Here is an 18,368-nt window from a genome sequence, read left to right on the forward strand (position 1 = left end):
CTTCGGCTACTGAAGCCAAGGGCTATTTGCGGCGCCTGCTACGACGCCGTCGCGGACCTCCACCGAACCCCCTGAACACGCGTGCGCAGCGGGCCGATCACGGTGTAGGTCCTGTCTAGACCGAGCCCTGGTCGCAATTTCTCGTCTCCGCCTTCGAAGCTCCTGCACCACCACAGGAGCTCAGATGCAGCTGGAAATCGCCTACCCCGACCGCCTCCCCCTCGTGCCGGAGACCATCCTTCGTCAGCACAAGGTTCATGAGCCCTTCGACACGCGGTTCCGCTCGGCTGCCCGCCTTCTGCAGTCGCTGTGGCGCGAACGGCAAGGCATACCCATGGGCTTCTACGTCAATGGAAAGGGCCGCAAGAAGCCCCTCGGCAGCCGCCTCAGCGCGCTCGCCTCAGCGGGAGGCGCCAACTTCCTCAGCGCCGACATTCGACGGCTCGCCCGCCGGGAAATGGCCTATCGCGAACCCGGGGCGATGATCGATGAGCACCGCGTCTGGTCCAACATGCTTTCGTCCATGCCGCTGACCTTCAACCTCATCGGTGGTCTGAAGCTCAACCCCGACCTGGCCCATCAGGTGGCGCGCACGCTCTGGCCTGAGCTCGTCGATGAGATCTGCCACATCCAGTTCGAACACTCCCCGGGCCGCGGCGATCTGGCCTTCACGGCCGACGGCACGGCCTTTGACGCCTTCCTTTCCTGCCGTGACGCCGATGGCGCCAAGACCTTCGTCGCCATCGAGGTGAAATACTCCGAGGCCATGGTCGAACCGGAGGCCAAGGGCCGCCCGCGCTACGATGAGCTGTCGGCGAGCTGTGGTCTCTATCGTGATCCGAACGATCCGAAGCTTCGGGGAAACCCCGTCCAGCAGCTTTGGCGCGAGCACATGCTGGCCCAGTGCCTGATCTCCAACCGGATGTATGACCGCGGCGTCTTCGTCTGCCTGGCGCCTAAGCTCAATGATCCGGTCCAGCGGGCCTGCGCTCAGTATAACGGGCACCTGGCCGCGGGCGACAATCTCTGCGCCTTCGACACCCTGACCCTGGAGGACATGCTCGGTCATATCCGGGCCGCCGGCGCAGCCGAGTTCGCCGACGCGCTTGATAAGCGCTACTGCGACTTCGGCCCCGTCCACGAGCTGATCTAGGGGCCACCCATGCGCGTACTCCCGGCTGGTCGAGCCAAGGTCACTCAGGAAGCTCTCCTCAGCGTTCTTCAAAGCCTCTTGGAGGCTGCAGCTGAGGAGGCCAGTCGGGCCAAGGCGCTTATTCGGATGGACGAGGTCGCCAGCCTTTGCACCGACGGGGCCAAGGTTGCGGCGGTCATTACGATGATCGGACGTCGCAGCCTTCCTGAGGTGGGCCGCTAGGGGTGCAGCAACTCCCAGCCGTTCACCCCGAGCGCCTTGGCCACCCTCTCGATGTTGTCGATCGATAGATTGCGCTCTGCGCGCTCGATCGCCCCAACATAGGTGCGATGGAGCCCGCAGGCGTCGGCGAAGGCTTCCTGGCTGAATCCTTGGGCCTTGCGCAGACGGCGGACATTGGCCGCCACCACCACCCTGAGGGTCCCCGCAAACTCACCAGCCATGGCCCGATCGTTCGGGCGATGATGACTTTATATCTACAGACTATCAGTAGCTTTTAGCTGTGTAATGGGAGGGTGCGAGTGAGCCACGACGAGAAAGCAGTGACGGAGCCGAACCACCGGACTGGTGCGCGCAGACGCATTCTCAGTGAGCGGGTCCGGTCGTTCGGCGCCGTCGGTTGTTTTCGGCGAGCGGCACGAGCAGACGTAGGAGACGGGCTTGGGAGCTAACCTTCTCCCAGTTGCTGAGCTCCTTGTCTGAGCAGCAGGTTGCGGCAAGATGGGTGCTCCTTAGGGGGACAAATTCAAATGATGGTTCGAATCTGCTGGGGAGCGACGGCTCTTATTTCCGCCTTTAGCCTGCTGACGTTTGCAAGCGACCTGAACAACGCTGGAAGCGCGCCACAGCAAGCCGCCGCCGCGGCAATGGCCGTAGCATGGGTCGTAATGCCTTACGTATTCACCCGCTCGATAGAAGGTCTATTCCCGGCGAAGGATAAGGCATCGCTGGCGACGAATGTTCAGAAGTCTCCTGCCGTGGACATTGGGTCTGACCAATACTGACCCCAAGACCATAGGGCCTGGCACAGGCCTCAAAGGGCCAGGAACAGAAGCTTGCTTGCGGGGAGAGGTCAGTTTGCCCCCTCGCTGCCGGAGTCTGCTTCACAGCTAGCAAAGCCCCTCGCTGAGCCTTCCGCACCAACTCCGGAAATGGCTCGCTGCCTACAAGCGGATCATCACCCCGTGGCCAGAAATTTGGTGTTGGAAAAACACCCCCCCTTGGCGCTGAGTTCAAATTCCCAAGGGGTGATCCACTCCGATCGGCCGGCGCACGCCCGGGCCTATGAGAGCTTGTGCCATCAAGCAGGTCTCTAAAGACTAGCTAGAACTAGAGGGGCCGCGATGCGCGAAGATCGAGACTACTATCGTCTGTTGGGCGTCAGCGCGCAGTCAGAAGAAGTTGTCATCAAGGCAGCCTATCGCGCACTGGCCCAGCGCTATCACCCCGACACCACGACAGAGCCAACGATCAAGGCCGACAAGAAATGGTTGGATATCAATGAAGCCTACGAGGTCTTAGGCGATCGTCGAAAACGGGCTGAGTACGACAGGCTGCGCCGCGACCGCAGGAACAGGCGTCGCCTAGTTTCGACTGCCAGCGCCGCAGAGCCTGCAGATGGCGAAAAGGCAGCAGAGACTCTGCCTGCTGATACTGCGGATACTCCTCCGCCCAGTGATGGGCTCGCAGATGGTGAGGGTCTCAGCTCAAACTCGCAACCCAGCGAGGTGATGAGGGGGCGCCGGCAAGGCGCCATGCTTGCCATCAGCCTGTCCCTGCTCGCCGTCGCGGTGGTCGCGTTGCTCCTGACGTTGGACGGCCGTCGCGGCCTGGATTCAGGCACCGGTTTGCAGGCGCCGCAGCGCAGTACCGGGGGGCTAGCTCTTGCTTCGCCACCCGCCGGAGCACTCGTCAGGCCGGCGGGTCAGATGATCGAGTGGGACGAGCAGGAGACGCCGGGGACCACCGTCTTCGCCATAGACGGAGTGGTCATTACGCTTTCAGGCCGGACCCAAGGCACCGATCGCCTCACCGTGCTCAATATTCGCGGGCCGGAAGGACCCGCGATCGAACTGACCGAACTCGCAGCGTTCGACCACGCTGCGGCTGAGTTCGCAGTGGGCGATGTCGACATGGGCACGCCGACACCTGAGGTCATTTTCACGACCTTCTCAGGGGGCGCGCACTGCTGCGTGACCGTCAGGGTCCTGGACTACATCGATGGGACCTGGAAGACGATACAGGTCGCTGTGCAGGACGGATCGGAAATTGGGACGTTTCCAACCGACCGAGATGGAAATGGCCGCCCGGAATTCGAGCTCCTCGATGGGAGTTTCCTGTACGCTTTCACGGCCTACGCCATGAGCTGGGCGCCCCCATTGTATTCCGAACTCCACAATGGTGAGCTGCAGGATGTCTCGGGCGGAAAGGGCTTCCGCAAACAATATGAGCGCTACATGTCCCAGGCGCAGGCCGAATGCGCCAAGCGGGAGAACGGAGCCTGCGCTGCCTTCGTGGCTGCCGCCTCGCGCGTCGGGAAGTCTGACTGGGCTTGGCCGATTATGCTGGCGTCTTACGACCCGCAAAGCGACTGGATCAACCCCACCGGCTGCCGACTACCCATCGGACAGGGAACTTGCCCCACAGGATCAGAAGTCACCTTCCCGACCTATCCAGAGGCGCTGCGGGCTTTTCTCGGCGCTCAGGGCTACATGAGCCCGATGTATGTTGCGCCGGCAAACGCCGCAGGGCCGAGCTTTGACTGTTCACGGGTTTCCAGCGCAAATTTGAAACTCATCTGCGGCACGTCTGAATTGTCAGCGGCCGACCGAGAGTTGGCCAGAATCTACACGCGCGCCATGGCGTTCAGCACCGCCCCAGCTGTGCTCAGAGCGGCACAAATCCGCTTCATTGAGCAGCGCAACAATGCCCCACCCGACCCCGATAGCATCTATGGCATGTACCTTGAGCGCATACGGCAGCTGAAGGCTCTGGCAGGCGAAACGCCCTAGGCAGCGCGGATCTCATTGGCGGGGGCGCCACGGCGAGCTTGAGCCATCCGTGTCGCATCTGGTCCACCGGACTGGCCGCTCATGCGGCCCCGTCGCCGCCACTCCCAGGGCGGCTGTCGTTGGCCTTCAGGCAGTGACCAAAGGCCCCTCTTCGCAGCCTTGGCGCGACCCTCCACAACCAGCAGGGACGGATCGGTGAGATACTTGCGATAGGCCCACGCCCCGCCACGGCGGATCATTTCGGCGCTCACATCAAGATCGCCTAGGTAGACGCGCCCAAGGGTCCGCCCGTAGCGATCTTGGCCGTTCTCCTGAACGCGGACGCGTTTGGAATAGACGAGATCCGAAAGGAGCTGCTTGGATTTCGCACCCCAAGGCTGGCGCTTCTCCGGGGCGTCGATCTCCGTCAGCCGAACTTTGATCGGCTGCTTATTGTCGGTGAGGACGGTGATCGTGTCGCCGTCCGAAATCCCCACGACCTGTCCAGACCACTGCATCGAGGGACGAGCAACGGACGCCCCCGGCTCCACCGAAAAGAGAATGACGACGACCAGAGCCAACCATGCCGGGCTCCACCGGCCCTTGGGCCCGCCATCTGTCAAAGGATTGCCCGCTCTCAATAAGGCCGTTTGAGCAAGCCGCTCACAGCTACATTAGCGAGCGAGCGCCAAATTCACACGTCAATCTTGCATACCTCGCGTGGGTTGTGCGAACGTCTCTTGGGGGACTGAATGGCACGAGAATCTAAGCGTACGCTAATCGACCGCCTATTCAGGGCAAAACACGACTACCTGCCCGGTACCACCATCTTCCGCGACGTCAATGTCGAGTTGATCGCCGAGGAGATGAAGCTTGAGGCGCTCGGCGAGCGGGACGGCCGCGCTGAAGTGCCTTCATCCACGAGCAATCGCGCGACGGCCGCTGAGAACGAAATCCTCGGACGGTTTCGCAGCTACTGGGATGAGGCCGTTCAAGGCGCGCGGGCGGCCCACGAAAGCTATTCAACCCGCGCAGCCTCGCTGACCTCCGCCACGGACCTAGAGACCCTTGTCGGCGAGCCACACAGCATTGTCTCTCAGTTGGAGCAAAGCGCCAGGTCGAGGTTGGACACCCTCAAAGCGTCCTTCGAACAGCACCGCGACGCGTCCCGCGCATTGGAGTCCTTCAAGACCCGCGAGGGTCTAGACCGGCCTCCAAAGCAGCCAAAAAGCTTTGGCGTCCGCATCCTAATCCTCGTAGTCGCCGCGGCTATCGAACTTGCGATCAATATCGGGACCTTCGCTGCTGGCGACGAATTCGGCCTTGCTGGCGCGGCGCTCAAGGTGATCGCCGTCCCCCTACTCAACATCGGTGGCGTGTTCTTCCTGGTGTTCATGATTGGGCGCCAAATCACCCGCCAAAACGTATCGGCTAAGGTCATCGGACTGGCCGGCCTTGGCCTAGCGTTCGGCTGGGCGTTCTTTCTCAATCTGGCTGTTGCCCATTGGCGCGACAGCCTCGGCCTCGCCTTCTCAGCCGACGCGGGCAAGATGGCGTTGGACCGCGTGCTCCACGCCACCTTCGAACTGAACGACATCACGTCCTGGGTTCTCTTTGCCGCCGGCTTCGCCGCAGCCATTCTGGGCGCGATCGACGCGTTCATTTGGCATGATCCCCACCCCGGGTTCACCAGCCACTTCAATGCGAAAGTCTCAGCTGCCGCCGCTTTTGAGGCGGAGCGAGATGACGCTCTCTATCAGCTGGATGAGATCGCCGATGACGCGATCGCCAGGCTGAAGGACGCACTGAAGCGGGCAGAAACCAACGCCAGTCGGCGGCCCGAACTGGCGCAACGCGCCGCGGCGCTGGCCGAAGACTTAAAGGTGTACGAGGCGACCCTTGGCGCCGCGGCTGAGGACCTTATCACCCGGTATCGTGAGGCAAATCAACGCGCGCGGACTTCCCCATCACCGGTACGGTTCGACGCTCCGGTAGCCCTGAAGCTCTCAACGGTCAGCCTCCCCCCCATTCCGCCGTCGATTAACGCCAACGAGGTTGACGGGCTACTCAGCGACGCAATCCGACGGATCGCCACGGCAAGAGATGAAGCCGCCGACAAACTTCCCACTCTCTCCGAGTGGTCGAGCAAGGAACCGACGACTTGAGCCGTAGACCCCGTCCTCGGCGCTCCACCCAGAAGCGGAGTTGGCTCCCATGGGTTGGCGCGGGCCTCATTGTCTTGCTGGTGCTGGGCGGCCTCGGCGCGGCCGCGGTGGCGACCAGTCGCGCAACCCGCATCGACGCCTCGACACTATGCGCCACGACCGGCCCGTCCGCCGTGACCGTGGTCCTCATTGACGCAACCGATAGCATCAGCAGCGTTCAGCGAACTGCGATCATCAATCGGCTGAACAAGATCGATCGGCAGCTGAAGGCGAATGAACGTCTCGCCGTCTTCGAGATATCACCGGGCGCGAACCCCTTAACACCGGCATTCTCGATGTGTCGGCCAGCTGCTGCGGCTGAGACCAGCGCGCTGACTGGCAACAAAAAGCTGGCGAGCCAAAAGTATGATGGCACCTTCAAACCGGCGGTCGCCGCGACGCTGAGCTCCCTCTTGAACAAGGCGCCCGCCGCCGGCTCGCCCATAATGGAGGCGATACAGGCAGCCTCCGTATCAACCTTCCAAGCTTCAGATCTGCCGGACGAGGCTCCGCGTAGGCTGGTGGTTGTCTCGGATATGCTCGAACACGGCCCGGCCGGATCTCAGTACGGTTCGCTTCCTGATTTCGACGACTACAAGGCCTCGCCACAATTTGCCCGGGCCACCTCCGACCTGACCGATGTCGACGTTATCGTTCTCTACCTAAGGCGAGACGACGGCGCCTCCGTGCAGGGGATCAACCACATCGACTTTTGGGCGCGCTGGTTCGCCGCCCAAGGCGCCAGTGATTTCAAAGCCATTCCGGTCGAAGGTTAGCATGACCTCCAATTCATACTGGGCGACGCTGCGCGCGCACGCAGACAAGTGGCTGTTCTTCGCGCTCTTTGTGGCTGGCGCTCTTCTGATCGTGTCGTTCGACGCATTTCATGTGCCCAAACTGCTCGCCGTAATCATCTGCACAGTGCTGCTCTTCGGGTACGCTCTCTCAACCAGCCTGGTCCCTGCCGTGCGCTTGAGGCCCGACCAGGCGGCCGACAACTCCTACTATCTCGGCCTGCTTTTCACTCTGACCAGCCTGGGCGTCGCGCTATTTCGGTTCTCCACCGCCGAGAATGCCGCAGACGCCATTCTTCGAAACTTTGGGATTGCGATTGCGACCACCATCGTTGGGCTGGGGCTTCGCGTTTTCCTCAGCCAGTTCCGGGAAGACCCAGACGACCTGGAGTACGAGGCGAAGACGGCGCTCGCCGAGTCCGTCAGGGCCCTCAGGGGCGGTTTGGACCAGTCGCTTGCGGAGATGCAGAGCTTTGCGGTGGGCGCGAAGCAAGCTCTGCAGGAGGTTTCCGAAGCGACGAGCAAGTCGACCCTTGAGACCCTGACAAACACCGTGGGGCGATTTGAGAGCGCGGCCGACGACATGGGCCGGCGATTTGAAGGCACGGCGAGTTCCTTCGAGCAGCGGGCTGGCGCATTCGACGGGTCGTTGCAGAAACTTGCTGAGGTGGTTGAGGCGCTGAGTGAGCGCATTGGAGCCGTCCGTGCCGATTCCGACATGCTTGAGGACGGCATTCGCCCGGCGTTTGATGCTCTGCAGTCTCGAGTTTCAGAATTCGCAGCGACCTTCGAGGGTGAGCAGAAGCGACTGGCAAAGGGCCTGACGGCGCTTTCAGCCCTATCGGAGTCTCTCGCTGTCTTCGATCAGTCGGCAGCATCTCTCGACGCGACCTCCCAGAAGCTCAGCCAAGCCTCCTCCGCCATAGGTGAGAGCGCGGATTCATTCGTTCGGTTGGACCAGGCCTCGCGCTCGGCCGCCGACGCGGCCTTTGCGTATAGCGACCAATTTGGGAAGATCGCCGACGAGCAGGTCCGGCACAACAAAGACGCCATGGACGCCTTGGCTCACGCATCAGATCAACTGGCCCAACGCGCCAACGCGTCGCTGTCTGAGATTGACCAATCGGCGCAACGTGCGGCTGCCGCCCTCACCAGTTTGAATTCTGAGTTCTCCGGCTCCAGCGAGGCGGTGCAGCGGGTTCGCCGTGAGTTGGCGGAACTCGCAGGCTGGATCATCGCGCGTCTGGACGCGAAATGAACCTTGGAGAGCAGGCTCGCCAACGAGCGCAGTACAAGAAGGGCGTCCTCCTAGGCCTGACGGTCGCCGAGGCGATGCTCCTCATTCTTTTCGCCTTGATGCTGGCCTTGGGCGCCCTGCTCTCGCAAAAAGATCACAGCATCGCGTCACTCGGTGCGCGGTTGTTGAACATGACCTCGCAGCTGCGCCAGGCGCAAAACAGAGCTGAAGTGTTACAGGGATTGGCGGACGGTCGGGCGCCAGAGTCCTTCATACGTGAGGTTGTGCTCGCACGAGAGCAGATGGCCGAGGTCGCCCGGCAACGCGCAGCCTTGGTGGAAAAGGAGCGTGTGCTGCGAGAGAACGCCCAGCTCGCAGCCGCCCTCAAGGACACCTCCGACCCCAAGGATCGCACCCGCGAATTGGCGGCACTGGGCGCGCGTCTTGAGGCCGAAACCAAGAAACTCTCGCCGCAAACCAAGTCCGATAAGCTGTTCGACCTCGTTCCAGAGGCGGTGGGCTTGGCCGAGGCTGCGAAGGACGCCGGCGTCGATCGCCCCCAGGCGACCGAGATGCTCAAGGACGCCGAACGCACCCTGCGCGAGAACTCAACCTTACGAGGGCAAGTCACTCGATACCGCAAGGAACTGGCGCGCATGGGCAAGGGTGGAGAGTATCCGCCGTGCTGGGTCACCGAGGCCGGTGAAATTCAGTACCTCTTTGACATCGAGCTCCTTGGCAGCGGCACACTCCGTGTGCGCGACGTCGCGCCACCGTCCAGAAAGCTGGATCGCAATGAACTACCGATCCCATCCCAACTCCTCAGCGGCCCCGTCAGCCGATCGCAATTCATAGCCTTGACCTCACCGCTCTTTGAGCGCGGCCGCGAAAAGGAGTGCCGCTTCGTCGTAATCGCACGAGACCGGACAGGAGCGGGCCAGAAGGAACTCTTCAAAACGCTGCTCCTCACCGTCGAAGGGCATTTCTACAAGTCGCTGAGGAAGTAGGTTGCCAGAGCTGGAGAGCGAACTGCTGCGGTTGAGGCGGGCGGTCCACCGGAGCGCCACTATGCCGGCGGCCGATAGTCCGCCGCACCGGCCGCGTCCAGTGATGAATACCGTTCCTGGGAATGAGGAACTCTCTGCCCCCTCCCCCTCGCGGTCCCTTGCGGGTCGTCTGGTCGACTGGCTGAGGCGGCGGTGACGCCGGCATCTTCGTCTGCGCATGGGCGCGAGAACCTTAGCGTCCCACAGGACGTAAGCGACGACCACTTTTGGTTGCGAGTGTCCGCAGCTAGCGCATAGTGGGCGCTTCCGGGGGGAAACGTGTTCCGATCCATAGACCTTGCGTTGGCGTCACCGACCCTGCTCGTCACGAACGTAGCTGGTGAATTTGCACTGCTGTCGCCCCCCGATCACGCCGGACTGATCGCCGGAACGCTCCCGGAGGACCATCCGCGGTATTTCGATCTGTTGGCCCGCAACTTCATTGTCCGCCCCGAACGTGGCGGCACGGGCCTGGAACGCGCTGTCGCCCGCACGCGCAAGGCTTTCGCCCTCGAGGGGCCAAGCCTGCATATCTTTGTGGTGACCCTGCGCTGCGACCATGCCTGCGGCTACTGCCAGGTCTCGCGCGCCGCGCTCGACGCCAAGGGCTACGACATGTCCTGGGAGCATGCGAACGCTGCGCTGGACCGAGTTTTTGAGTCTCCAGCCCATGCGTTGACGATCGAATTCCAGGGCGGCGAGCCGGCGCTACGCTTCGACCTGGTGCGCCAGATCGTCCTTGAGGCGGAAGCCCGCAATGACCTCCACGGTCGCCAGCTGCGGTTCTCCATGGTCTCAACTCTGCACCATCTTGGCGACGAAGAGCTGGCCTTCTGCCGAGACCACGAGATCCACATCTCCACCTCGATCGATGGCCCTGCAGCCCTGCATGACCGCCAACGACCCAACCCCACTCGCGACAGCTGGACCCGCACCATTGCCGGCCTGGAGCGCGCCAGGAGCATACTGGGCTATCAAGGCGTGGCGGCGATGCCGACCCTCACCAAGGCCGCCCTCGCCAATCCCCGTGAGGTAATCGACACCTACCGGGATCTGGGCTTCGGCTCGATCTTCCTGCGCCCGATCAGTCCCTATGGGTTTGCCCGCAAGACCCGCCGGGCGATCGGCTACGAGATGTCGGACTTCGTGTCGTTCTACGCCGAGGCCCTGGCCTATCTCCTGGAGCTAAACCGCCAGGGAGAGACCATGGTGGAGACCTACGCCTCCATCCTCCTGCGGCACATCCTGTCGCCCTTCCACACTGGCTATGTGGACCTGAGGTCGCCGGCCGGCGCGGGCCTTGGTGTGCTGGTCTACAACTATGATGGTCAGGTCTATCCGGCGGACGAGGCACGAATGGCCGCCGAGACCGGCGACACCCGCTTCGCGCTCGGTAGGGTCGATGACACCCTAGAGGCTCTGCTGACGTCTCCAGCCATGCGGTGGTTGGCCCAAGGGTCGATCGCCGAGACCTTGCCGGGGTGTCGCGACTGCGCCTTTGTGCCCTTCTGCGGGGCTGACCCCGTTTATCACGCCGCCGCCCAAGGTGACCCGATCGGGGATCGTGCGACCAGCGAGTTCTGCGCCAAGCACATGGGCCTCTTTAAGATCCTCTTCGGGCACATCGCAGAGGGTGATCCTGAGACTATGCGCACCTTCACAGCCTGGGCGCTGAACCGCCCGCGGGAGGACATCGTCGAGGCGGGGTTCGTCGAACAATGACCCGCGGTCTTGCCCTCAGCACCCATGCCAAGCTCACCGGGGTGCATGGCGTCCGCATCCTCAAGCTGATGTCGATTGACGAAGCCGCGGCCAGCGACTTGGCGGCTGACTGGCGACTGGTGGCCGACGGTTATGGATGGACCGGCGGAGGCGCCGCAGAGGTTTCGATCACCTCGATGCGCGACGCGCAGGTGTTGGCCGCCGGCGATGTGGTGCGGGTCCGGGAGGGCAGCAGTCTGGTCTCGGTTCTTTGGCGCCGCGGCGCACGCGCCAATGCGCTGTTCGTCACCGAGCGCTGCAACAGCCTCTGCCTGATGTGTTCTCAGCCTCCGCGAGACGACGACGACAGCTGGCGCGTCGCAGAGCTGCTGCAGACCATTCCGCTGATCGACCGGGATGTGGCCCAGCTCGGCGTCACCGGGGGCGAGCCCACTCTTCTGGGCGACAGTTTGTCGGAGGTCCTTCGGGCTTGCGGAGACTATCTGCCTGACACCGCCCTGCACGTGCTCACCAACGGTCGGCTATTTCGCGATACGCCGGCGGCCGCGGACTGGGTCGCGGCCGGCGGTTCTCGCACCACTTGGGCGGTGCCCCTCTACGCTGACGTCCCTCAGATCCATGACCAGGTCGTGGTGGCGCCGGGCGCCTTCGATGAGACCCTCGATGGCCTCTATGAGTTGGCGGTGAACGGCGCCCAGGTCGAAATCAGGGTGGTGCTGCATGCCCTGACCATCCCGCGCCTGCCGCAGCTCGCCGCCTTCATCTATCGCCGCCTGCCCTTCGTGCGGCACGTCGCCCTTATGGGTTTGGAGCCGATGGGCTTCGCCAAGCGCAACCGCGATCAGCTCTGGATCGACCCCGTCGACTACCAGACCCAACTGCGCGCCGCCGTCTTCCACCTCGCCAACCGTGGGGTTGCGGTGTCGGTGTACAACCTCCCCCTCTGCGCCCTGCCCCGCGAGCTTTGGCCCTTCGCCCGCCAATCGATCTCGGAGTGGAAGAACAACTATCCCGCCGAGTGCGAGGCCTGCGTGGTGAAGGATCATTGCGCGGGCTTCTTCGCCTCAGCCGGGGTCGCCTGGCGTAGCCGTGCGGTCCAACCGCTTCATAGAGAGGACCTCGCCGATGAACTGGCGTGAGCACCTAATTCTGCTGTTTGGCGCGGCCAGCCCCTTCGCGCTTGGGGCCGACAACGCTGCCGCAACCGACCTGATAGACCATCGGGATCAGGGGGTGTTCGACCCGCCAGAGATCCAGAAAGACCTGCTGCTCTTCCGGGATCCGGCCGAGCGCGAGCGCTTGCTGCTGTTCGCAGCCCACCGCTCCCATTCAAGTCACAGCAGTCATCGGAGCCACAGCAGCCATTATAGCGGTAGCGGTGGCCATAGCAGCCGCCCCTCCCATTTCTCGGGGTCCGGCGGCTATGTGGCCCCGGCGCCTATCATTCGCGCACCAGCCCCCAGGCCACCGGCCCGCAAGCCGGTCCCCGCTACGCCTATCGCGCCGTATTTCGACAGCTCCAGCAGACCGGCCGCGGCTTCAACCACCGCAGCCCAACGCCTCGGCGCTGATGAGCTCGCCAACATGATCACCAAGGTGCAGATCGCCCTGGTGGTGCGCGGATTTAGGCCAGGCCCCGTTGACGGGAAGCTAGGTGCCCAGACCAAGGATGCGCTGACCCGCTTCCAGGCCGCCAACCGTCTCCCGCCCAGCGGTGCAATGGACTTGGAGACGCTCCAGGCGCTTGGCGTGGAGATCGCGATGCCCTCTCGACCAGCCGCGCGCGTGACCCATCCAGTCTGGATGCGGCGGCCGAGTTCCCAAGAAATGGCCCGATACTACCCCGACCGCGCGCAGCGGATGGGCGTCGCCGGCGAGGCGGTGGTGACCTGCGTCGTGGCGGCCGACGGAAGTCTGGATGCCTGCGTCCTTGAATCGGAGTCGCCGTCTGACATGGGGTTCGGCGAGGCGGCGCTCAAACTCGCCAACCTGTTCCGCCTGCAACTGGTGGCCGGCGACGTTGGAGCCAAGATCTCGCTGCCGATCGCCTTCGCCATTCCTCTTTGACCGCGCGCCCCCAAAGAAGATCGTCGAGCCGATGACCACCAGCCAGACAGATGCGCCGGCCTCCCAAGCCCGTGGGAGCGTTCGGCGACGCCTACACACCGCCCTCGATCCGAGGGCGCGCTCGACGGGCCTCTCGCCGCTCAACCTTGTACTGGTGATCTTGATCCTCCTGGCTACCGGCCTGGCGATCGCCGAAACTGAGCCCACGCTTCTTCCCAACAACGGGCGAGCCTTCGCTACGGCCGAACTGATATTTGGCGTGCTCTTTGCCCTCGAATACGCGGTTCGCCTGTGGACTGCTCCCGAACGCAACCCTGAAGGCCCTGCCTGGCGCGAACGCCTTCGGTTCCTCATTTCGCCGGCCGCCCTGATTGACCTGGTGGCAGTGTTGGCCTCGCTTGCCGTGGCGGGCGGTTCTAGCGCATTCCTGCTTCGGCTGGTTCGCCTCGGGCGGATCCTTCGCCTGGCCAAACTCGGACGGATGTCGCGCGCCATGGGGCACCTGCTGGAGGCGCTCACATCACGGCGCGACGAGCTTCTGCTCAGCCTGTTCGCCGGCCTGCTGTTGATGCTTGTGTCGGCGACGGCGCTCTATCTGGCAGAGGGCGCCATTCAGCCCGACAAGTTTGGAAGCATACCTAGGGCGCTCTGGTGGTCGGTAGCCACTATGACCACCATTGGCTATGGCGACGTCTATCCGATCACGCCGCTCGGCAAGCTGCTGGCGTCGATCGCCGCCATCTCCAGCATCGGCTTGATCGCAATGCCCACAGGAATACTCGCCGCGGCCTTCAGCGATGCGGTTCAGCGCCATCGCGTAGCGCTGGATGCCCACAAAGAGAGTTCCGCGCCGACCCCCAACCCGCGTTGAGCGGCGGCCAGAAAGCAATACCCGGTTTGAGCATATTCGCGTCGCTAGAATCGGCCCGCCCTCACGCCGCGCTCGGCGTATTAGTCCCCGGGGAACAGGGATGAGTTCACGGCCAGTAGCCTGTGCTCTAGCCGGTGGCAGGTTGGGCAGAGCAAGGAGAAATCGGCAATTCGGCTGTATCGCGTCCCCAGTGAGATCGGATGCTTGTGATGAACATCGAGCAGGCTCCGCGGCGTGATATTGTGCTGCCCGATTAGCGATATTGGATCGAAGCGGCAGTGATCGCAGGAGAGCGTTCCAGCCTCCCTTCGACGCCGAACGAACCCCTCAGCAAGCCAAGCTGCCCGCCGTCTAATTTTGGCCCGTTGCTCAGCTGTGAAACCTTCGAGCGCCTGATCAGAAAGGTCGTCGCCGATATCGGTTAGGGTTTTCGGATCGATCTCACTTCTATCGGCGGCCGCGAATTCGTCCTCAAGCGCGATCCATGCGTTCTGGACCTCCCTTCGGATGATGCTGAGTTCGCCTAGCGAGTGGCGCTCCTCGTCTTTCAGCGGACGCAGGGTCTTTGATGGGTGCGCGTATAGGCGTCTGTAGCCCGCCTCGCCAAACACCTGTCGCGCCGAAGGTCGGCCTTCGATTTCGAAGCTCTCAACGATGGGAAACGCGACCGACCATCGAATGCGGTCTGCTCCCTGTGACCACATATCTTGGATCCGCGCGTACTCATCAGACCCAATCAGATCGCGCAGCGGCTTGAAGTTCGGTTGCAGCCTGTGGATTGCGAGAAGGCGACCGCCGATATGCCTGTGCTCTTCACGTTCTCGCAGATAGTCGACATCGGCTTCGAACCCAGGATTCGGCTGCCCGAAGTTGGCAGTTATGTACTCAAGGACATATCCGCTTCCGAACTGCTTCTTGATCGTGGCCTGGCATCGCGCCCGCGCTTGCAGCGACCCATCCGATGGTGTGAAGCCCAGCCAGGTCGCGCCGGGCAGCCAGTCGGCTTTGGAGGCCGTGACCGGGGCTGGCAGATCCCTAACCAGCATTTGAATTTCCCTCTGATCACCTCGCTCTAGGTTAGGGCGCCGCGACCAACGCACCACCATTTTCGAGAGTGGCTCCAATGACTAGGATCTCAAGACAGGAACTGTTCGAGAAGGTTTGGGCCGCGCCCGTAAGCAAAGTCGCCGCTGAGTTTGGGCTGAGCGACAACGGGCTGCGCAAGATCTGTGGGCGTCATGACATTCCCCTCCCAAGCCGTGGATATTGGGCGCAAGTACACGCCGGCCGGGTTTTCCCGCGCCCAACACTGCGGCAGGTCAAACACTCATCACTCGAAGAAGTCGCTTTCGAAGGTGCGCCGCTTCCGCCGTTGGTGGTCGCGGCTCTAACAGAGGCGAAAGAGCGGCTTGCTGCCGTCGTCCCAAAGTCGCCAGAACAGAAAGCGGTCGAGGTTCCGCCGTCAGCGATCGCAGACGACGCGCCCCAATTCGCAGAGTGCGAGCTCTCGGATAGCTCGGCCGAGCATCCGAAGCTCTTGCCCACCCGCAAGGCCTTGGTGCGCGCAAAACCGGATGGAAGGGGCTTCGTGCACGCCGAGGGGCGCGGCGTATTGCCCGTCGTCGTTGGTCCTCAGTCGATCGAACGCATGCTCGACTGGCTCGGCCAGTTTCTTCGCTTCGCAGAGACGCAAGGCGCACGGCTTGACCGCAAGGAGGAGCGGGCCATCTTCATCGTGGATGAGGAGGAAATTGCGTTTCGCATCGAAGAGAAGCCAGAGCGTACGCCACACACACCGACGAGCGCCCAACTTGCCGAGAAGGCGAAGTGGGGTCACATCTACAGTGCGAGTTGGACGCCCTGGCCGAAGTACGATCACAGCCCATCTGGCAAGCTGTCACTCGTCATCGAAGTCCACGGCGCTTCGGGATTGCGGAGCACCTTCAGCGAGACAGCGACGCGCTCGCTTGCAGACATGAGCGGCGACTTCCTAGCCGCCTGCATCGCCCGCGCCGCGCTCATCAAAGATAACCGGCGCAAAGCCGAAATCGCCCGGATGGAGGCCGAGGCGGCGCAACGTCGCCAAGAGCGTGTGAAGGCGTTCGAGCAACGCGAAGAACGCCGCGAGAGGTTCGTCGAACTGATCGCTGACAAGCTTCAGGAGCGGGCGCGGCTGTGCGCCGTGCTTGAGCACGCCGAGCAGCCGTCTGCCGAGGAAAGCGAGCGTCTCGACACCATGGTCGCATGGGTCCGTCGTCGGCTGGCCGAACTCGACGCGCTGTTATCTCCGACCTTCTTGGATATCTCCGCACGCTACGCGAAGGTCGATTTCGACGAGGCGCGAGCGGCCGCGCGGCCGACGGAACCCAGTTGGTACTACCCGCGAGCAATTGAGCTACAGCTCTGGCGGATCGATGAGGAAGCGGGAAACGCGCACAGCCAAAGCCCCTACGAATGGCGCCGAGATCGGGGGCTGATTGCGGATGTGGAAGAGCGCCGAGGGACCGCAGCCGGGGAGGATTAAGTGGCAAGTCGGGCGCTCGGCAACTGCACTACCTCAAGATCGTACTGCGCTTTGGAAGCCTTTGTGCGCGCCCGATTGGCCATCTCTCGTGAAAGGACGAAGTAGAACCGCTCTCCTTGCATGTCCGCCAACTTTCTCAGAGTGAGGGCCATGCGGCGGTCGATGGTACCCTTGGGCTTGAGCGACGTCGTCACCTCGCCGGAAATGATCACTTTATTCTCCAATACGCCCCGGATGTCCGGTTCGCCGGCGTCGCCGGTTTGGCGCGGATTCCACTGCCAGATGGTGCCCCCAGGCACACGCCGCTGTGCGATCAGCCAATGGACAGCGCACAGCGCCGCGTATTCGTGCTGGATTTGGTTCAGGTCCTCGTACGTCGCTTGTCGTAGTTCAACGAGCACTCGGATCCCGTCCTCAACCGCTTCGACTGGAGCGCGGGTGAGACTCTGCAATTCGCTCATGTGAGCGCGCAAATCAGCGAGGATCTTCCCCTCGGCTGTTGTGAGGTCGAGTGGCTGCAAAATGTCGCGTCTTTCCGGTCTGGAGACCCGCAGCTGCGAACTACGCTTCCATTGAACGTTCGTGAAAGTCTAGCGCTCGCGGTGCTGGCCCCCACGAGGTGGTCGAAACTGCCTCGCAATGAGCCGAGCGACAGCCTGCAGAGTTTCCGAACAAATACGGAACACTCCCCTCGACCACCGCGATCAGTTGGACCAAGGACTTGGCCGGAGGTCACCATGAGCGCCACCCAAGTCCGTAAGATCGAGCGGCGAACCGACCGCACCGGCAAGACGCTCTATTTCATGATCAAGTCCGGCAGCCGATCGCGTCAGCACAAGTTCTTCGAGCCGCACGAAGTCCCAGCCTTTGAGGGCGACAGCGCTTGGTTTGAGGTGGAGCCACGAGGGGGCCGGGCCCACTGGAAGGTCTTGCGGCAAGTGGCGCCGCCCGCGCCAGGCTGACACTGCAATGACGACCATCTGCGCCTGAAGTCCGGCGACTCCCACTTGCGGCCTTGGAGACCAAGGTCCGAACCCCTGGGTAGAAGGGATGAAGGTTTGCCTCAGCTCAGTCGCCACTCCGCGGACCAGCACAGCTGGCGACAAAAGCGGACGCAGTGACTGTATGAAACATACAGTTTTGGATGCGTGTTTGGCGATCGTTTGATATGTTCAACTCATGCCCAAGTCTCAGATCCAGCGCTCCGCCGCGCCCGACTCCGTCTCCCTCAAAGTCGGCGGATGGCTCGAGGCGCACGCCACCGGTCGGGGGGTCATCGCTGTCCCAATCATTGTGGTTCTGCTTCTCGTTGGTGGCGCTGTCGCGGCCCTGATCCCCGCGCTCATGCCCTAGCGTGAGACCGGAGGCGCCTAGGTCAGCACCCACTTTTCCGGCTAGTCCGCTTCACCCGCCCTCAGTTGCGCGATCGCCTCGGCGAGACGCTCGGCGTTCGCCCGGCTAGCCATCAGGTGGCGTGTCGCGTCACCAGCTTCGAATTCAGCCAGCGACACCAATACCACCGCCTCCCCCTCCTTGCGGGTCACCAGCACAGGGGCGCGCCCCGTCACAACACGCTCCAAAACTTCCTCAAGCCGGGCCTGCAGATCGGAAAAAGTTAGAACCTCCATGGCCTCTCCAGTCTTCTATCGACAGCGACGGCGCTCCCATGGGTCGGCGGGAGCCTAGCGCGGAGGGTCGCAATTTTCGGGCGGGGTGAGACCAACCTCTGCCGCCTCAGCATAGCAGCGCACCTGCTCAAC

Annotated in this window: 17 protein-coding genes; 12 read left to right on the forward strand and 5 right to left on the reverse strand. The window is 62.9% G+C overall.

Translation table 11 applies throughout. From position 1 onward, the window contains the following. Positions 1 to 184 precede the first annotated feature (184 nt). Complete coding sequence (locus tag OCL97_RS08550) at positions 185 to 1,153, forward strand: PGN_0703 family putative restriction endonuclease (protein ID WP_377369338.1); 969 nt, start codon at positions 185 to 187, stop codon at positions 1,151 to 1,153. 218 nt (positions 1,154 to 1,371) lie between these two features. On the opposite strand, the gene OCL97_RS08555 is transcribed toward OCL97_RS08550, so the two are convergent. After that, positions 1,372 to 1,596, reverse strand: coding sequence for a helix-turn-helix domain-containing protein (locus OCL97_RS08555; protein WP_377369340.1), 225 nt, complete (start codon positions 1,594 to 1,596; stop codon positions 1,372 to 1,374). Between the two features lie 900 nt (positions 1,597 to 2,496). Between OCL97_RS08555 and OCL97_RS08560 the strand changes: the two genes are divergently transcribed. Next, a complete protein-coding gene (locus OCL97_RS08560; RefSeq protein WP_377369342.1) occupies positions 2,497 to 4,164 on the forward strand; it encodes a DnaJ domain-containing protein in 1,668 nt (555 codons plus the stop codon). Here OCL97_RS08560 and OCL97_RS08565 read toward each other — a convergent pair. After that, a complete protein-coding gene (locus tag OCL97_RS08565; RefSeq protein ID WP_377369344.1) occupies positions 4,161 to 4,724 on the reverse strand; it encodes a thermonuclease family protein in 564 nt (187 codons plus the stop codon). The two genes, OCL97_RS08560 and OCL97_RS08565, sit on opposite strands and share 4 nt — an antisense overlap. 171 nt (positions 4,725 to 4,895) lie before the next feature. On the opposite strand from OCL97_RS08565, the gene OCL97_RS08570 reads away from it, so the two are divergent. The 8 genes from OCL97_RS08570 (at position 4,896) to OCL97_RS08605 (ending at position 14,084) form a co-directional block, all read left to right on the forward strand. Beyond that, positions 4,896 to 6,308, forward strand: coding sequence for a hypothetical protein (locus OCL97_RS08570; RefSeq protein ID WP_377369346.1), 1,413 nt, complete (start codon positions 4,896 to 4,898; stop codon positions 6,306 to 6,308). Positions 6,309 to 6,382: 74 nt separating this feature from the next. Further along, positions 6,383 to 7,123, forward strand: a complete 741-nt coding sequence (locus OCL97_RS08575) for a hypothetical protein (RefSeq protein ID WP_377369348.1) — start codon at positions 6,383 to 6,385, stop codon at positions 7,121 to 7,123. 1 nt (position 7,124) lies between these two features. Beyond that, on the forward strand, positions 7,125 to 8,399 hold the full coding sequence (locus tag OCL97_RS08580; protein ID WP_377369350.1) for a hypothetical protein: 1,275 nt from the start codon (positions 7,125 to 7,127) through the stop codon (positions 8,397 to 8,399). After that, on the forward strand, positions 8,396 to 9,385 hold the full coding sequence (locus tag OCL97_RS08585) for a hypothetical protein (protein WP_377369352.1): 990 nt from the start codon (positions 8,396 to 8,398) through the stop codon (positions 9,383 to 9,385). The genes OCL97_RS08580 and OCL97_RS08585 overlap by 4 nt, the downstream gene beginning before the upstream one ends. A 342-nt stretch (positions 9,386 to 9,727) precedes the next feature. Then, positions 9,728 to 11,146, forward strand: coding sequence for a His-Xaa-Ser system radical SAM maturase HxsB (gene hxsB, locus OCL97_RS08590; protein ID WP_377369354.1), 1,419 nt, complete (start codon positions 9,728 to 9,730; stop codon positions 11,144 to 11,146). Further along, a complete protein-coding gene (gene hxsC / locus OCL97_RS08595; protein WP_377369356.1) occupies positions 11,143 to 12,285 on the forward strand; it encodes a His-Xaa-Ser system radical SAM maturase HxsC in 1,143 nt (380 codons plus the stop codon). The genes hxsB and hxsC overlap by 4 nt, the downstream gene beginning before the upstream one ends. Beyond that, on the forward strand, positions 12,272 to 13,213 hold the full coding sequence (locus OCL97_RS08600; RefSeq protein WP_377369358.1) for a TonB family protein: 942 nt from the start codon (positions 12,272 to 12,274) through the stop codon (positions 13,211 to 13,213). Before hxsC ends, OCL97_RS08600 begins: the two co-directional genes overlap by 14 nt. A 31-nt stretch (positions 13,214 to 13,244) precedes the next feature. Continuing rightward, the gene (locus OCL97_RS08605; RefSeq protein ID WP_377369360.1) at positions 13,245 to 14,084 is read left to right on the forward strand and encodes an ion transporter; all 840 of its coding nucleotides are present in this window, start codon (positions 13,245 to 13,247) and stop codon (positions 14,082 to 14,084) included. 80 nt (positions 14,085 to 14,164) lie between these two features. Here OCL97_RS08605 and OCL97_RS08610 read toward each other — a convergent pair whose 3' ends face one another. Further along, positions 14,165 to 15,130, reverse strand: coding sequence for an HNH endonuclease (locus OCL97_RS08610; RefSeq protein ID WP_377369363.1), 966 nt, complete (start codon positions 15,128 to 15,130; stop codon positions 14,165 to 14,167). A 77-nt stretch (positions 15,131 to 15,207) separates the two neighbouring features. Here OCL97_RS08610 and OCL97_RS08615 point away from each other — a divergent pair, with 77 nt between their 5' ends. Beyond that, a complete protein-coding gene (locus tag OCL97_RS08615) occupies positions 15,208 to 16,608 on the forward strand; it encodes a hypothetical protein (RefSeq protein WP_377369365.1) in 1,401 nt (466 codons plus the stop codon). Here the strand turns inward: OCL97_RS08615 and OCL97_RS08620 are convergent. Continuing rightward, positions 16,605 to 17,069, reverse strand: a complete 465-nt coding sequence (locus OCL97_RS08620) for a hypothetical protein (protein ID WP_377369367.1) — start codon at positions 17,067 to 17,069, stop codon at positions 16,605 to 16,607. The two genes, OCL97_RS08615 and OCL97_RS08620, sit on opposite strands and share 4 nt — an antisense overlap. Positions 17,070 to 17,345: 276 nt before the next feature. On the opposite strand from OCL97_RS08620, the gene OCL97_RS08625 reads away from it, so the two are divergent. Further along, positions 17,346 to 17,570 carry a hypothetical protein gene (locus OCL97_RS08625; RefSeq protein ID WP_377369369.1) on the forward strand — a complete coding sequence of 75 codons (225 nt, stop codon included), beginning with the start codon at positions 17,346 to 17,348 and terminating at the stop codon, positions 17,568 to 17,570. 432 nt (positions 17,571 to 18,002) lie between these two features. Here OCL97_RS08625 and OCL97_RS08630 read toward each other — a convergent pair whose 3' ends face one another. Next, positions 18,003 to 18,236 (reverse strand): type II toxin-antitoxin system Phd/YefM family antitoxin, encoded by a 234-nt coding sequence (locus tag OCL97_RS08630; protein WP_377369371.1) that lies wholly within the window; start codon positions 18,234 to 18,236, stop codon positions 18,003 to 18,005. Between the last annotated feature and the right edge of the window lie 132 nt (positions 18,237 to 18,368).

The sequence above is a fragment of the Phenylobacterium ferrooxidans genome, from assembly GCF_042714595.1.
GTDB classification, from domain to species: domain Bacteria; phylum Pseudomonadota; class Alphaproteobacteria; order Caulobacterales; family Caulobacteraceae; genus Phenylobacterium; species Phenylobacterium ferrooxidans.

Excerpts from the sequence above, each read along its gene's own strand:
- OCL97_RS08550 (WP_377369338.1), top strand. The coding sequence starts at position 185 with ATGCAGCTGGAAATCGCCTACCCCGACCGCCTCCCCCTCGTGCCGGAG.
- OCL97_RS08555 (WP_377369340.1), bottom strand. The coding sequence starts at position 1,596 with ATGGCTGGTGAGTTTGCGGGGACCCTCAGGGTGGTGGTGGCGGCCAAT.
- OCL97_RS08560 (WP_377369342.1), top strand. The coding sequence starts at position 2,497 with ATGCGCGAAGATCGAGACTACTATCGTCTGTTGGGCGTCAGCGCGCAG.
- OCL97_RS08570 (WP_377369346.1), top strand. The coding sequence starts at position 4,896 with ATGGCACGAGAATCTAAGCGTACGCTAATCGACCGCCTATTCAGGGCA.
- OCL97_RS08580 (WP_377369350.1), top strand. The coding sequence starts at position 7,125 with ATGACCTCCAATTCATACTGGGCGACGCTGCGCGCGCACGCAGACAAG.
- OCL97_RS08585 (WP_377369352.1), top strand. The coding sequence starts at position 8,396 with ATGAACCTTGGAGAGCAGGCTCGCCAACGAGCGCAGTACAAGAAGGGC.
- hxsC (WP_377369356.1), top strand. The coding sequence starts at position 11,143 with ATGACCCGCGGTCTTGCCCTCAGCACCCATGCCAAGCTCACCGGGGTG.
- OCL97_RS08600 (WP_377369358.1), top strand. The coding sequence starts at position 12,272 with ATGAACTGGCGTGAGCACCTAATTCTGCTGTTTGGCGCGGCCAGCCCC.
- OCL97_RS08605 (WP_377369360.1), top strand. The coding sequence starts at position 13,245 with ATGACCACCAGCCAGACAGATGCGCCGGCCTCCCAAGCCCGTGGGAGC.
- OCL97_RS08610 (WP_377369363.1), bottom strand. The coding sequence starts at position 15,130 with ATGCTGGTTAGGGATCTGCCAGCCCCGGTCACGGCCTCCAAAGCCGAC.
- OCL97_RS08615 (WP_377369365.1), top strand. The coding sequence starts at position 15,208 with ATGACTAGGATCTCAAGACAGGAACTGTTCGAGAAGGTTTGGGCCGCG.
- OCL97_RS08620 (WP_377369367.1), bottom strand. The coding sequence starts at position 17,069 with ATGAGCGAATTGCAGAGTCTCACCCGCGCTCCAGTCGAAGCGGTTGAG.
- OCL97_RS08625 (WP_377369369.1), top strand. The coding sequence starts at position 17,346 with ATGAGCGCCACCCAAGTCCGTAAGATCGAGCGGCGAACCGACCGCACC.
- OCL97_RS08630 (WP_377369371.1), bottom strand. The coding sequence starts at position 18,236 with ATGGAGGTTCTAACTTTTTCCGATCTGCAGGCCCGGCTTGAGGAAGTT.